Source organism: Micromonospora sp. NPDC049102, assembly GCF_043197485.1.
Taxonomy (GTDB): Bacteria; Actinomycetota; Actinomycetes; order Mycobacteriales; family Micromonosporaceae; genus Micromonospora.
Genome location: NZ_JBICTE010000044.1, coordinates 40365 through 53629 on the forward strand (window position 1 = coordinate 40365; position 13265 = coordinate 53629).

A 13265-nucleotide genomic window follows, 5' to 3' on the forward strand; every position below is an offset into this window, starting at 1 on the left:
GGTGCGGCTGTGGCGGTAGTGGGCGGCGTGGCTCCGTTGGTTGCGGAGCTTGAGCCTCGCATGCCGGCTGACGGACAGGCGACCCGGTGACGATTCGGTGCGGCCTGTCGACGGAGGAATGTGCCATCTGAGGTGCCGGTGCCGGTGGCGTCCTGGTCAGCGAGGTAGTGGAGGCAGCGACCGACGGTCGATCCAGGCGTCGAACAGATCGTCCAGCGGATCGCGGGAGAATCGCTGGGCGTGCAGCCGAAACTGCTCGGTCGTCACCGTCGCGTGGCGGTGCTCGGCGGCCCAGGCTCGCAGGAGCGCGAAGAAGGACTCGTCGCCGATCCTCTTTCGCAGGGCGTGCACGGTGAGCGCGCCGCGCTTGTAGACCAGCGGGTCGAACATGCGGTCGACGCCGGGATCCGCGACGACGACGTTTCGCGGGCGAGCCGTGACCCACGCGTACCACTGCGCGGCCAGGGCGTCGGTTGGCAGGTCGCCGCAGACGCCGGACCACAGCCACTCGGCGTAGGTGGCGAAGCCCTCGTTGAGCCAGATGTGTCGCCAGTCCGCCACCGTGAGGCTGTTGCCGAACCACTGGTGGGCCAGCTCGTGCACGATGAGCCGCTCGTGCGTACGCCGCCCGTCGACGTGGTTCCGTCCGAAGACGGCCATGCCCTGCGCCTCGACGGGATCGTCGAGTACGTCGTCGGCGACCACGACCACGTACTCCCGGAAGGGGTACGGTCCGAAGAGCCGCTGCAGCACCGACATGATCTCGCCGTGCCTGCCGAAGTCGTGTGCCACGTTCCTGCGTAGTGCGGGCGGGATCGCCGCCCGCTGTACCACCTCACCGACAGTCAGATCCACCATGTCGTAGCGTCCGACCTGCACGCTCATCAAGTACGGCGAGGTAGGTTCGCGCCGCTCGTACACCCAGCTCGTGCCGTGTGGGCCTCGCCGCCGCAGCACGGGGTCACCGGTCACCAGGACCGTGTACGGAGAGGGTGCCGTGACAGCCACCCGGAAGGTGGCCTTTGCGGCGGGCTGGTCGTCGCACGGAAACCACGACGGCGATCCGTTCGGCTGGCTGGCCACGAGCGCCCCGTCGGTGAGTTCCTCCCAGCCGAGTTCACCCCACCGGCCGGGGATGGGCACCGGCTTACCCGCGTACCGAATCTCCACCCGGAAGGTGTCCCCGGCGCCGATCGGCCGCTCGGGTTTGATCTGCAGTTTGTCCGGACGGTGCAGGTACTTCGCCGGGCGCCCGTTCACCCGGACGTCCTGCACGCGGAATCGACCGAGGTCGAGGGTGAACCGCGAGAGCGGCTGGACGGCGACCGCGGTGATGTCGGCCTGGCCCGCAAGCCGGTTCGACGCGACCCGGTAGTCGAGGTCGAGGTCGTAGTGCCGCACCTGGTAGCCGCCGTTGCCGTGCTCGGGCAGGTAGGAGTCGCCGGAGCGGGCGGCGCCAGGTGATGCGCCGCCCGACGCCGCCTCTGGATTCATTGCGACCGTGCCGCTGGAGCCGGCCAGGCGGTGATCGGGTTACCCAACCATCGGCTGTCGCTCGGCACGGCGTCGCCGCGGGTCACCAGTGAACCGGGCCCGACGGTGGTCCGCGCCCCGATGCTCGCACCCGGCAGGACGATGCCGTGCGGGCCCAGTACGGCCCCCGCGTCCAGTGTCACCTCGTCCATGCTCATCACACGATCATGGAACAGGTGGGTCTGCACCACACAACCGCGGTTCACCGTCGCGCCGTCGCCGAGGCGGACCAGGTCGTACTCGGGCAGCCAGTAGGTCTCCAACCAGACGCCCCGGCCGATCTTCGCACCGAGCGTGCGCAGCCACGCCGTGAGCAGCGGTGTGCCGGTCGCGAAACGGACCAGCCACGGCGCGGCCAGAACCTCGACGAACGTGTCGGCGAGTTCGTTGCGCCACACGAAGGAGGTCCACAGCGCGCGCTCGGCGACCCGGAAGCGTCCGACCAGCAGCCACTTCGCGGCCGTCGCGACGGCGGCGGCGGCGATCGCCGCACCCAGCAGCACCGGCCCGGCGGCGGCCGCCGCAGCCCACCAACCGGCAGCCCGCCAGATCAACGCGAGCACGGCCAGGACACCGACCGCCAGGGCGCCGGCGCACATCACCGGAACGATCCGGCACAGCTCGATCGCAGCCCGGGCCGCCCTCAGCCGAACCGGCGGGTCGAAGGTGCGGCTGGTGTCGGCCGCCTCGACGGTCCGCCGCAGCGGCATCGGCGGCGCGCCGAGCCACGAGGAGCCCTTCTTCGCCTTGAACGGCGCCGACGACAACACCCCGACAAGCCCACGCTTGGGCACCGAACGCCCGGGAGCCGCCATTCCGGAGTTGCCGAGGAATGCCTGCTTACCGATGCGGGCCGGGGCGACCCGCAGCCATCCATGGCTCAGCTCGTAGGTGGCGACCATGGTGTCGTCGGCCAGGAAGGCCCCGTCGGCGACGGTGGTCATCGCCGGCACCGCGAGGACGGTGGACGCCTCCACCCCGCGCCCCACCTTCGCGCCCAGCAGCCGCAACCACACAGGTGTGAAGAGGCTGGCGTAGAGCGGGAACAACCCGACCCGGGCCATCCCCATCAGCCGCTCGGTTGCCCACACCTGCCACGCCACCCGCCCCTGCACAGGGTGGTACCCGGCTCGCAAACCGATGCTGAGCGCCCGGACGGCCCCGAGCACCAGTAGCGCGTAGCCCACGACGTAGGCGACAGCCGCTACCGCGACGGCGGCCAGCGCAGCGCCGAACGTCGGTCGGACGGCAAGCGTCCAGCCGAGCGGGGCGAGCGCCCCCAGCGCGGCGACGACCGGAACCAGCACCAGCAGTTGGGCGGTCACACCGTACGCGAGCGGCCAGAGGCGAGCCCCCATCCGTGATCGGAGGGGGCGCTGCCCCGGCCACTCGCTCGAGTCCTTGGCGGCGGCACCGGCTGCGGCCGGTGAGCCGGCCCAGTGTTGGTTCGCCGGTACGGCTCCGGTCACCGTCGAGCCCGCGGCGACGCGGGCGCCCTTGCCGATCCGAGCGCCCGGCATCAGGGTGCTGCGGGATCCGACCCGGGCGTCGGCACCGACACGAACCCTGCCGATGCGGACAACATCGCCGTCGACCCAGTGGCCGGACAGGTCGACCTCCGGTTCGATGGCCGCACCGCGCCCGAGCTTCAGCAGACCCGTCACCGGGGGTGCCGAGTGCAGGTCGACGTCCGCCCCGACCTGCGCGCCGAGGGCCCTGGCGTACGTGATCATCCAGGACGCTCCGGCGACGCTGGTGGCGCCGGTCAGGTCGGCGAGGCGTTCGGCGGCCCACAGCCGCAGGTGAACGCCGCCACCGCGCGGGTAGCTGCCCGGGCGTACGCCGCGCAGCAGCAGTCGCGCTCCACCGGCGGCGACGGCGATCCGACCCAGTGGGCTGAACAGCACAAGCCAGCCCAGCACCACCCACCACCAGGACACAGTCGGTGCCCACGGTGCCGCAGCGAGTAGGGCAAAGACGTTGCCCAGGGCGGCCACGACGGTCAACCAGCGGAGCCCGACCAACGCGAGCATCGGCACCAGCATCGCGGCCTGGATCAGTCCGGAGCGCCTCGGCGTCGGGCGAACCTCCCGGCGCGTCGTCGCCGTCGTGTCGAGCGCGTCGAGCACCGCCGCGAGCCGCGACAGTTGTGGGTGGAGGTAGATGTCGGCCACCGAGACCCCGGGGTGCCGGCGCCGGATCCACGCGACCAGTTGCGCCGCGTTCAGGCTGCCACCGCCGTGGGTGAAGAAGTCCGCGTCCGCCTCGGCGGGGCGTACGCCCAGGATCTCCGCCCAACCGTCGGCGAGCCATTCTTCCGTCGCGGTCAGCTGACCCGCGGCCTCCTCGACGGTGGCCAGTGGCCAGGGCAGCGCGGCGCGGTCCACCTTGCCGGACGTCCGGGTCGGCAGCGCGTCCACCACGGCCAGCAGCGGCACGAGCGCGGCCGGCAACTGCTCACGGATCAGCAGCGCCGCCGTCGCGGCATCGAAGGTCACGCCGTCGTGCGGAACCACGTAACCCACGAGCAGTTGGTTACCGGCGGGAGTGCGCTGCACCGCCGCGGCGGCACCGGCGACGTCGGGCAACGCCTGCAGCGCGGCGTCGATCTCGCCCAGCTCGATCCGGCGTCCGCCGAGCTTCACCTGTTCGTCGCCGCGGCCGACAAACAGCAGACCTTCCGGCTCCGCCCGGACGATGTCACCGCTGCGGTACGCCCGCTGCCAGCCGAGCGCCGGCAGCGGCGCGAACTTCTCGGCGTCCTTTCCCAGGTCCAGATAGCGGGCGAGTCCCACCCCGCCGATCACCAGTTCCCCGGTCTCACCCATCGCCACCGGAGCGCCGGAGACGTCGACCACGGCGAGTTCCCAGCCAGCCAGCGGCAACCCGATGCGTACGGGTTCCTCGCCGGTCAATCGTGCGGCGCAGGCGACCACGGTCGCCTCGGTGGGTCCGTACGTGTTCCAGACCTCCCGGCCCTCGACGGCCAGGCGCTGTGCGAGCTCCGGCGGGCAGGCCTCCCCGCCAAAGATCAGCAGCCGGACCTCCTCCAGCGCCTCGACCGGCCACAGCGCAGCGAGCGTCGGCACCGTCGACACCACCGAGATCCGCTGCTCGGCCAACCACGGACCCAGGTCGACGCCACTGCGCACGAGCGACCGCGCCGCCGGCACCAGACATGCGCCGTGCCGCCACGCCAGCCACATCTCCTCGCACGACGCGTCGAACGCCACCGACAGGCCCGCCAGGACCCGATCCTGCGGACCGATCGACTCGCTGGCCTCGTCGACGAGGAACAACTGCGCCTCGGCATCCACGAAAGCCGCCGCAGCACCGTGGCTGACCGCGACACCCTTCGGGGTGCCCGTCGAGCCGGAGGTGAAGATGATCCAGGCGTCGTCGTCCGGGCCGGGCCGACCGGTCCGACCGGTGGGCGTACGGCGCAGCGACACCGCCAGCCCGTCGCCCAGGACCGCGACGACCCCCGCCTCGGCGAACACGAGCTCGATGCGTTCCTCAGGATCGTCCGCGTCGACCGGCACGTAGGCGGCCCCCGCGGCGAGAACGCCGAGGATCGCCAGGTACAGCTCGGCAGTGCCGGATGAAATCCGGACGCCAACGCGGTCGCCGACACCGATCCCGTGCCCAGCAAGCGACATCCGTACGACCTCGACCGCGTTGGCCAGTTCGCGGTACGTCATCGTCGTGGCACCGTTGTCGAGAGCTGCGGCTTCGCCGTGCACGCGCACGGACTCGTCGAGAATGTCGATCAGCGTGCGGCGGGACGGGGCCGACGAGGAGTGGAACACCGCAGGGGCGACCGCCCCCGGCGATATCGCATCCAGCTGTGGGTCAGTCAGCACAGGCACCGAGCGTTCACCATCTTCACCTAGCGGATCAGCGTCAACCAGGCATGCGGCATGCGGATCCGCCCTGGGCGGCCCTCAACGCTACGTCGCGCCGGGCCGAAAGTGCGGGCGCAGCAAGGAATTCGTGTGCGCCGCCACAGCCATCGGGGCTCGTGGTTATGGGGCCGTGTCGTCACTGCGGATCTGAACCTCCCCACCGTTGTCGCGCAGATCCTCCGTGACGCGCTTTTCGGTCAGGGCGACGAGGTGCGAGACGACGGTGGCCTCCTTCTTGAGGCTCTCGTACGCCGCGTGTACGCGCCTGGCGAGTTCGGCGCGGTCGACATCCGGAAAACGTTGTTTCAGCGTCTCGACCTGGCGTTGCAGGGCGATCTCCGGATCAACGAGACCGCCGGTGGCGGTGGGTTCGGTCATCAGTCACCTCGCGGATCGTCCTATGTGTGGCGTACGTGATGCCCCGGACATCCGCGTCACATTCATTCGTTTCCGCAAAGTTCACCTTCGCCCGCCAGCCTTGCAGTGCCGTCGGTGGACCGCCGCGCGGCGCGCGACAGGCCGTCAGCCGGCCTTGGTGGCGAAGGGGCCGCCGTCGCCGAACGCGAGCCGCGCGAAGTTCTCGGCGATACGGCGATGCCCGGCAGGGTCGGGGTGCACCTCGTCGGGAAGGGGGAATTCGGCGCAGTCCGCCTCGCCGTACAGGTCACGTCCGTCGAGGTAGTGCAGGTTCGGGTCATCGGCCGAACGCTGTTCGACGATCCGGGCGAGTTCGTCGCGGATGACGTTGAGGGTCAGCCGCCCAGCGCTGCGCTCGGCCGGATCGCCGGTGGCCTTGAACCGCAGAGTCCCGCCCTCGAAGTCCGGCGCGAGGGGACCGGGCGTGTCCTCCTGAACCGGGCACGGGATGGCGGACACGACGAGCAGTGGTGTGGTCGGGTGCCCTTCGCGGACAGTGTCGAGGAAGCCGTCGACCGCAGGGGTGAAGGCACGTAGACGCATCACGTCGCTGTCGACGATGTTGATGCCGATCTTGACACTGATCAGGTCCGTGGGAATGTCCCGCATGGCGCGGGCGGTGAACGGGTCGAGCAGCGCGCTTCCGCCGAACCCCAGGTTGACCAGCTCTACGCCGCCCTCGGCCGCGGCCAGTCATGCCGAGCTGTCGACCCACCCGCAATCCAGACTCTGTCCAGAGGTGTTCGGGAAAATGTCGCCGGCGGGTAACACCTTCCGCCCGAGCAGAGGAGGTTGACTATGTCGGTTCACGAGATGAACGAACTGTTTGACATCGAAATCGAGGAAGCAGACGTCACCACCGACACGGTGGAGAGCGGCGCTGCGGTGGTCCCGACGATCGACCGGACGATCACGACCTGCGCCTTCTGCTGAACCCCTCGGCTGGCCGGACGGCACAACGCCGTCCGGCCAGCCGTTCCAGCCTCGGGAACCCATGTGGACATCGTCTTCAGCTGCGCCGCGCAGTTCGTGGTGAGAGCCGCCGTGCTGCCGCGACGCGCGGCTGAGAGAACCCGTGTGGCGCAGGTGGACGCGCGGGACCTGCTCGTCGACCCGGCGGCCACGCCGATCGTGGAGGCTGTCACGCTCGCGAGCCGTTCCATGGCCGAGACCTTCGCGAAGGTCGGCGACGGGCGGGACCTCGGGCAGCGCCGCACGGACCGGGCCGCCGAGTCGTTGACCCGGTATCTGCTGCGGATGGCGGGCCGGGCCACGCCGTTCGGACTCATGGCGGGGGTGGCCCTCGGCTCGTTCGGCGACGCGGTGTCGGCCTCGATCGGCCGTGACCATCGCCGGCACGTGCGTCCCGACCACGGCTGGCTGGCCGCCCTCGTCGGCGATCTCGAACGAGATCCAGCCATCGTCGAGCGGTGCGTGCTCGTGGTGGACGACCTGGTGCGGGTTGATGGCGATCTGGTCGTACAGCCGTTCGGCGCCGGCCGGTCGGGCGTCGTGCGCCGCACCTTACGTCGTACACGCCTGGTCGCGGCCATCCTGAAGCACGCCGCTTCCCCGGTCCTGGCGTCGACCATGGTCGATTGCCTGGTCGTAGAGTTTCCCGGCGCACCACGTGACCGTGTCCTGGCGCTGGTCACCGACATGGTTGGTGCCGGCGTGCTGTTGACGCCGCTGGGGCGGACGCGTTCCCTGGACATGCTGGAAGCGGCACTGCCCGGTCACAAGACGGTCGAATCAGCCCGCCAGGCGATCACCGCCTACTCCGACGCGCCCGCGGCGGGCCGACCGGCGGCGCTCGCCGAGACGCGGCGCCTGGCCGGCGAAGATGAGGCGATCCAGGTCGATCTCGGCTTGGACCTCGACGTGACACTGCCCCGCTCGGTCGCAGTCGAGGCCGAGCGCGCTGCCAGCGCTCTGCACCGTCTGGCGATTCCCGACACGCCTCGCTCTCGGGCCATGCAGGACTACCACGCCCGCTTCCTCGACCGGTACGGCCTCGGCCGTGCGGTGCCCCTGACCGACGTGATCGACCCGGACCTTGGGATCGGCCTCCCCGACGGCCACAAGGACGACCCGCGGCTCCGTCGCCTCGACTTCGACGATGTCGCCCGGACCACCGTGCTCACCCGACTGCTCGTCGAGTCCACCCTGCACGGCGGTCGCGACGTGGTCCTCGACGATGACACCATCGACCAGCTGCACCGCCCGGGCGGGAGCCCACCCGCATCGATCGACCTGATCTGCGCTCTGGTCTCTCGCGACGCTGCGGCCCTGCAGGCCGGCGACTTCGAGCTGATCATCTCCCCGCTCACCGGCACGCAGCAGGCCGGCGCCTCGCTCGGGCGCTTCGGTCATCTGTCCGGTCTCGGGACCACCCTGACCGAGCTGGTACGCCCCGTCGGGGACCCGGACGCGACACTGCCCGTCGAACTCGTCCATTCGGTAGTACCGCCCCGCTACGGCAACGTGCTGCCCTCGTCTCGCACGCTACCGACCGCCCTCGTCGTCGGGGTGGCGCCGATGTCGGACGACGACCTGCGCCTGACTGACGTGGCGATCGTCGCCGACGCCGAACGGCTGCGGTTGTACTCGTTGAGCCGGGGCCGCGAACTCGACGTGATCATCCCGCACGTGCTCGACACCGACACCTTCGCGCCGCAGGTCGTCCGGCTCCTGCGGGGCGTGACGTTCATGGGAGTGCGCACCTTCAAGGGGTGGAGCTGGGGTCCGCTCGTGAACGCGCCGTTCCTGCCGACCGTCCGCTACGGCCGCACGGTCCTCAGTCCCGCCCGGTGGCGGGCAACTCCCGAGGACCTCTCAGACGACGAAGCGTTGGCCGCGTGGCGTTCGCGGATCGGTGTGCCACGACACGTACGGCTGGCGTATGCCGACCATCGCATCGGGCTCGACCTCGAATCGCCAGTGCATCGGCGCCTGCTCCGTGCGGCCGCACGGTCATCGGCCGTGGACGTCTGCGCCGAACCACTTCCCGACCTGGACCATGGTTGGCTGCGGGGAGCCGACGGCGCGTACGAAAGCGAATTGGTGTTGTCGCTGCGCTCGCGCACCGCGTCCCGCGCGGCGGCCCTTCCTGGCCGTCCCGTCGTCGCCGACGTGCCCTCAGCTCTGCCCGGCGGCGAGTGGCTGTACGCGCGAATCCCCTGTGATACTCCGCGCCAACACCAATTGCTCACCCGTCATCTGCTGCCCTGGATCACCGCGGTGGCCGACCGGATCGACAGGTGGTTCTTCCTCCGGTACGTCGACGATCGTGACGCACCCGAGTTGCGGATCCGACTGCACGGCGAGCCCGGGGTGGTGCGCGGCGAGGTACTGCCCGCGCTGTACGGGTTGGCGACCGAGGTGGCCGCATCCGGGTTGGCTGGGGCGATGACGCTGGCGCCCTACCACCCGGAGGTCGGCCGTTACGGTGGCACCCTGCTGATGCCGCTCGCGGAGCGGGTCTTCGCCGCGGACAGCATGTTCGTACTGAACCGGTTGCAGGGTGCCGACGACCCGGTGCTGATCGCGCGGGACCTGGTCGCGCTCGTCCGGTCATTCCACGGGTCCAGCACCATTGGCGACCAGTGGTTGCTGTCGCGATTCGCCGATGGTTACCCCGAGCGCCGCCTCTTCGCTCCGCATCGAGTCGCCGCGTTGAACGCCATCGGTCTCGACTGGCCCACACCCACGGACCCGATCGAACGGGAGTGGGCCGATCGCCTCGCCGCGTACGGCAGACATCTCGCGGCTGATCGTCGCGACACCGCGCTCGCCGCGCTGGCGCACATGCACTGCAACCGCAGGCTGGGAACCGAGCCGGACAGCGAGCACCTGGTGTACGCGCTCGCCAGCGGCGCCCTGCGTGCTCACCAGGCCCGCGCGAAGTCCCGACGATGAGCTGGCTCCAGGACATCACCTCGCGGTTGGCTGCCGCAGCGGCGGACCCCGAACCGCTCGCCGACGGCGGTCGGCGGTGGCATCCGATGTCGATCGCCGACGGCTACGTCGGGCTCGCGCTGGTCTTCGCCGGGAGCGACAACCCGGCCGATCGCGCGACCGCGCACCGGTTGCTCCTGCGCGGCGTGCGCTCCGCGCATCCCGCCCACGAGAGTGTGTTCGATGGTCTGCCCGCGGTGGCGCTCGCCGGGCGAATGCTCGCCCGAACTCCCGGTGACTACGCGAAACTCCTCAGCTCGGCGGACAACGCAACCATCCGGATCGCCGAACGCCTGCTTGCGACCGAGGAGGAACGTCTCGCTTCGGGCCGTTCGGGCGTCCGAATGCAGCACTACGACGTCAGCTTCGGCCTGGCGGGGTTGGGCCGGGTGTTGTTGGCGGACGTGGAACAGCACCGCGCCGTGCTGGAACGGACGCTGCGCTACCTGGTACGGCTCATCGAACCCGTCACTCCTGGTCGCCGGCCGGTGCCCGGCTGGTGGACACCCGACCCGGCCGTTCTCAACGATCCCGTCGCCGCCGCGCGGGGACACCTCAATCCGGGACTGGCACACGGAATCGCCGGGCCTCTGGCGCTGCTGGCCCTCGCGGCGACGGCTGGCGTCGAGGTGACGGGGCAGCGCGCGGCGGTGGCCCGGATCGCCGAATGGCTGTTGGCCCGACGCGGCTACGACGAGTACGGCCCGTACTGGCCGGCGGTGGTGCCGCTGGAGTACGAGGAGCGTGGCTCGGTGCGCGGATTGCCACCGAGCCGAGTGGCCTGGTGCTACGGAGCACCGGGGATCGCGCGCGCCCTGCAACTGGCGGCGCGCGCCTATGCGGAACCGGCCTGGGAGCGGGCTGCGTTGACCACCCTCACGGCGGCATTGGCCCGCCCCTGGTCCACGACCGGCATTCGCGACGCCTCCCTCTGCCACGGCTCTGCCGGAGTCCTGCACGTCCTGAGTCTCGTGGCCCGCGACGCCGCCTCGCCCACAGCCATCGAGCCGCTGACCAGGCGAGTCCGTGCCCACCTGAACACCTTCGTCGACCCGGAGAGCAGATTCGACGTACGAACGACTCCAGCGCACTGGGCCGGCGTGCTCGACGGCGCGGCCGGCGTCGCGCTCGTGCTGCGCGGTACACCTCCGGCGGCCACCACGCTCACCTGGGATGCGGCACTGCTGCTCGCGTGATCGAAACGCTGGTGCTCGGCTTCTCGGCCCGAGGAGTCGGCACGTCCTCTGGCCACGATGGCCAGGCGCACCTGGTACGGCACACGAAAGTCCATCGGGACAGTCAGATCGGGGCCGAGGTGGGTAGGGTACCGGCCGTCCCCGACCGTACTCCACGGCATGGCGTGAGTGACATCTACCGATACGAAGGATGCCCGGTATGAGTAGTCCACGCGAGACCTTCCTCCGACTCGTGAACGGTGTCTGCGACGGTCCGTACGAAGACCTGGCCGATCTGTACGGCGAACAGACCCATGTCACGCATCCGTTCCACCCGCTCGACCCGCCGCCGTTGCGGAGCCGTAGCGAACTGCACGAGCACTTCACCGCGGCGCCTCCGGCCGACCGGACGTTGAACCGTAAGCCGGTCGACGTGCGGATTCACGAAACCGCAGACCCGGAGGTCATTGTCGCCGAGTTTTCCTATCAGGGGCATGTCGCCGAGACGGGGGAGGAATTCACGGTGCCGTGCGTCTTCGTGATGCGTATCCGCGATGGGCTCATCATCGAGTCCCGGGACTACATTGACCACCTCGCCAGCGCGCGCGCCTGGGGTCAACTCGACAGCCTTCTGACCGCACTACGTCCGCAGAAGTAGCAGCACGATCGAGGGCGCAGGCCGACCCTGACGGAGAGCATGTGCGGCTTGCCGGGCCTGGTTCGCCGCTCGTCGCGGTAGCTCGCTGGACGTCACGCAGGCTGACCGTGGCTCGCTCAACGGCCGCTGGCCCAGGCCGCGGGACCGACTGACATACGAATCGGCGGTGACCCCCGGGTGAGGGTCACCGCCGATTGCGAGGTCGAACCGGTCAGGCGGTCGAGCAGGCCGTGTCCAGCTCCTTGATGGCAGCTTCCAGGGCCTTCTTGCTGGGCTTGGCGTCGGCGGACTTGTTGTACGCGTCGCTCAGGCTCGTCATCTCGTTCTGGATCTTCTCGGAGGCGGCGGTGACCGCCTGGTTGGCGCCAATCGCGTGCGCCAGGATCGCGACCGAGCCGGCGGCCCACTGGGCACTGACCGCGAAGTGTCCGGCCGGCGGGCCGATCTTCTCGGCCTTGGCGATCTTAGCCGCGTTGTCCTTGATGTCCTTCCTGATGTCGGCGCAGGCCTTCACCGTGGCCGCGTTGTCGGCCGCGGCGCTGGCCGCACCGACGGTTGGGGTGGCGCTGGAGACCGCCGGTGACGGCGAGGTCGCGGCGTCCTGAGATTCCGGCTGCGGATCGCAGCCGGACGTCGCGATCATCGCCGCTACGGCCAAGCCGGTCAGGACGAGTCGTGTTCGGTTCATCGATGTTTCCCCCATGATCTTCGTGTTCGGCGCACGCTACCAGCCTCGGTCGAGCAGGTGGGGTCAGTTGTTCACCGTCGAGCATGCGCCTCGGGTTCGCGTCGGACCGCCTCGATGGGTTCGGGCTCGTCGGCATGCGTTCGCGCGCCGAGCAGGTCGACGGCATCCTCACCGTCCACGGAGGACCGGGGGGCGGCACGATCGTCGAGCTGGAAGTGCCCGCGTGATCCGCATCGTGCTCGTCGACGATCACCCGGTCGTACGGATGGGGTTGCGCGGCATGCTCGACGCCGAGGAGGACCTGACGGTGGTCGGCGAGGCGTCGTCGGGGCCGAAGGGAGTGCAGCTCGCCGCCGAGCAGCAGCCTGACATCGTGCTCATGGACCTGCGCATGCCGGGCGGTGACGGGGTCGAGGCCACCGGCCAGATCCCGCCGTCGGCATGGCGGCAGTCGTCTGCATGCTCCCCGATGGGCTCCTTCAATCTGCTACCGCGTCGTCACCGTCAGGGGGCCGAAGAGGCGAATCGGTCTCGCATCACGTGCGCGGGCAGCGACGCGTTCGCCGCTGCGGACTCGGCCAGCTCGGCGTGGTCGAGCAGCTCGATGATTCGGTCCACCGGTAGTCACGCCACCGGGCTCCAGCACCAGCTGGCGTGCCGGAGTCCATGTACAAGTACGACAGTTCGCATGACGTCGACGATACGAACGATGTCCCTCGGCAACCTCGTATTCTTTGTACGGGGATAACCGACCGCCCTCGCTCCACCGGGTCGGGATGTCGCGATGCTGGGGACGGAACGAGTCGCGATCAACGCCACCACCCGGACAGGAGCGTCCGCCTAGACGAGTAGTTCCGATGTCAGGGGTCGATGTCTGGGCATGAAGGGAGGGTGCCGATGATCATGTTGTGACGCAAGACCTCGACACCCTC

The 13265-nt window shown here is 70.0% G+C and carries 11 protein-coding genes; 6 read left to right on the plus strand and 5 right to left on the minus strand.

The window, feature by feature from the left end; all coding sequences use genetic code 11:
* Nucleotides 1–156: 156 nt before the first annotated feature.
* From ACGFH9_RS28895 to ACGFH9_RS28910, 4 genes are all read right to left on the minus strand, one after another.
* Complete coding sequence (locus tag ACGFH9_RS28895) at nucleotides 157–1494, minus strand: M1 family metallopeptidase (protein WP_393225396.1); 1338 nt, start codon at nucleotides 1492–1494, stop codon at nucleotides 157–159.
* Nucleotides 1491–5402: a Pls/PosA family non-ribosomal peptide synthetase gene (locus ACGFH9_RS28900; protein ID WP_393225399.1), complete on the minus strand. Its 3912-nt coding sequence runs from the start codon at nucleotides 5400–5402 to the stop codon at nucleotides 1491–1493. Before ACGFH9_RS28900 ends, ACGFH9_RS28895 begins: the two co-directional genes overlap by 4 nt.
* A 156-nt stretch (nucleotides 5403–5558) precedes the next feature.
* On the minus strand, nucleotides 5559–5816 hold the full coding sequence (locus ACGFH9_RS28905; protein WP_393225402.1) for a three-helix bundle dimerization domain-containing protein: 258 nt from the start codon (nucleotides 5814–5816) through the stop codon (nucleotides 5559–5561).
* A 144-nt stretch (nucleotides 5817–5960) separates the two neighbouring features.
* Nucleotides 5961–6548: a GDSL-type esterase/lipase family protein gene (locus ACGFH9_RS28910; RefSeq protein ID WP_393225431.1), complete on the minus strand. Its 588-nt coding sequence runs from the start codon at nucleotides 6546–6548 to the stop codon at nucleotides 5961–5963.
* A 105-nt stretch (nucleotides 6549–6653) separates the two neighbouring features.
* Between ACGFH9_RS28910 and ACGFH9_RS28915 the strand changes: the two genes are divergently transcribed.
* The 4 genes from ACGFH9_RS28915 (at nucleotide 6654) to ACGFH9_RS28930 (ending at nucleotide 11645) form a co-directional block, all read left to right on the plus strand.
* The gene (locus ACGFH9_RS28915) at nucleotides 6654–6788 is read left to right on the plus strand and encodes a hypothetical protein (protein ID WP_393225405.1); all 135 of its coding nucleotides are present in this window, start codon (nucleotides 6654–6656) and stop codon (nucleotides 6786–6788) included.
* A gap of 63 nt (nucleotides 6789–6851) precedes the next feature.
* On the plus strand, nucleotides 6852–9773 hold the full coding sequence (locus ACGFH9_RS28920) for a lantibiotic dehydratase (RefSeq protein WP_393225408.1): 2922 nt from the start codon (nucleotides 6852–6854) through the stop codon (nucleotides 9771–9773).
* Nucleotides 9770–11008: a lanthionine synthetase C family protein gene (locus tag ACGFH9_RS28925; RefSeq protein ID WP_393225411.1), complete on the plus strand. Its 1239-nt coding sequence runs from the start codon at nucleotides 9770–9772 to the stop codon at nucleotides 11006–11008. The genes ACGFH9_RS28920 and ACGFH9_RS28925 overlap by 4 nt, the downstream gene beginning before the upstream one ends.
* Before the next feature lie 199 nt (nucleotides 11009–11207).
* Nucleotides 11208–11645, plus strand: a complete 438-nt coding sequence (locus ACGFH9_RS28930; RefSeq protein WP_393225414.1) for a nuclear transport factor 2 family protein — start codon at nucleotides 11208–11210, stop codon at nucleotides 11643–11645.
* A 211-nt stretch (nucleotides 11646–11856) separates the two neighbouring features.
* On the opposite strand, the gene ACGFH9_RS28935 is transcribed toward ACGFH9_RS28930, so the two are convergent.
* Nucleotides 11857–12333, minus strand: coding sequence for a hypothetical protein (locus ACGFH9_RS28935; RefSeq protein WP_393225417.1), 477 nt, complete (start codon nucleotides 12331–12333; stop codon nucleotides 11857–11859).
* An 83-nt stretch (nucleotides 12334–12416) separates the two neighbouring features.
* Here ACGFH9_RS28935 and ACGFH9_RS28940 point away from each other — a divergent pair, with 83 nt between their 5' ends.
* Together ACGFH9_RS28940 and ACGFH9_RS28945 are read left to right on the plus strand one after the other, a co-directional pair.
* The gene (locus ACGFH9_RS28940) at nucleotides 12417–12560 is read left to right on the plus strand and encodes a hypothetical protein (protein ID WP_393225419.1); all 144 of its coding nucleotides are present in this window, start codon (nucleotides 12417–12419) and stop codon (nucleotides 12558–12560) included.
* Nucleotides 12557–13081: a response regulator transcription factor gene (locus ACGFH9_RS28945; protein WP_393225422.1), complete on the plus strand. Its 525-nt coding sequence runs from the start codon at nucleotides 12557–12559 to the stop codon at nucleotides 13079–13081. The genes ACGFH9_RS28940 and ACGFH9_RS28945 overlap by 4 nt, the downstream gene beginning before the upstream one ends.
* Nucleotides 13082–13265 lie beyond the last annotated feature (184 nt).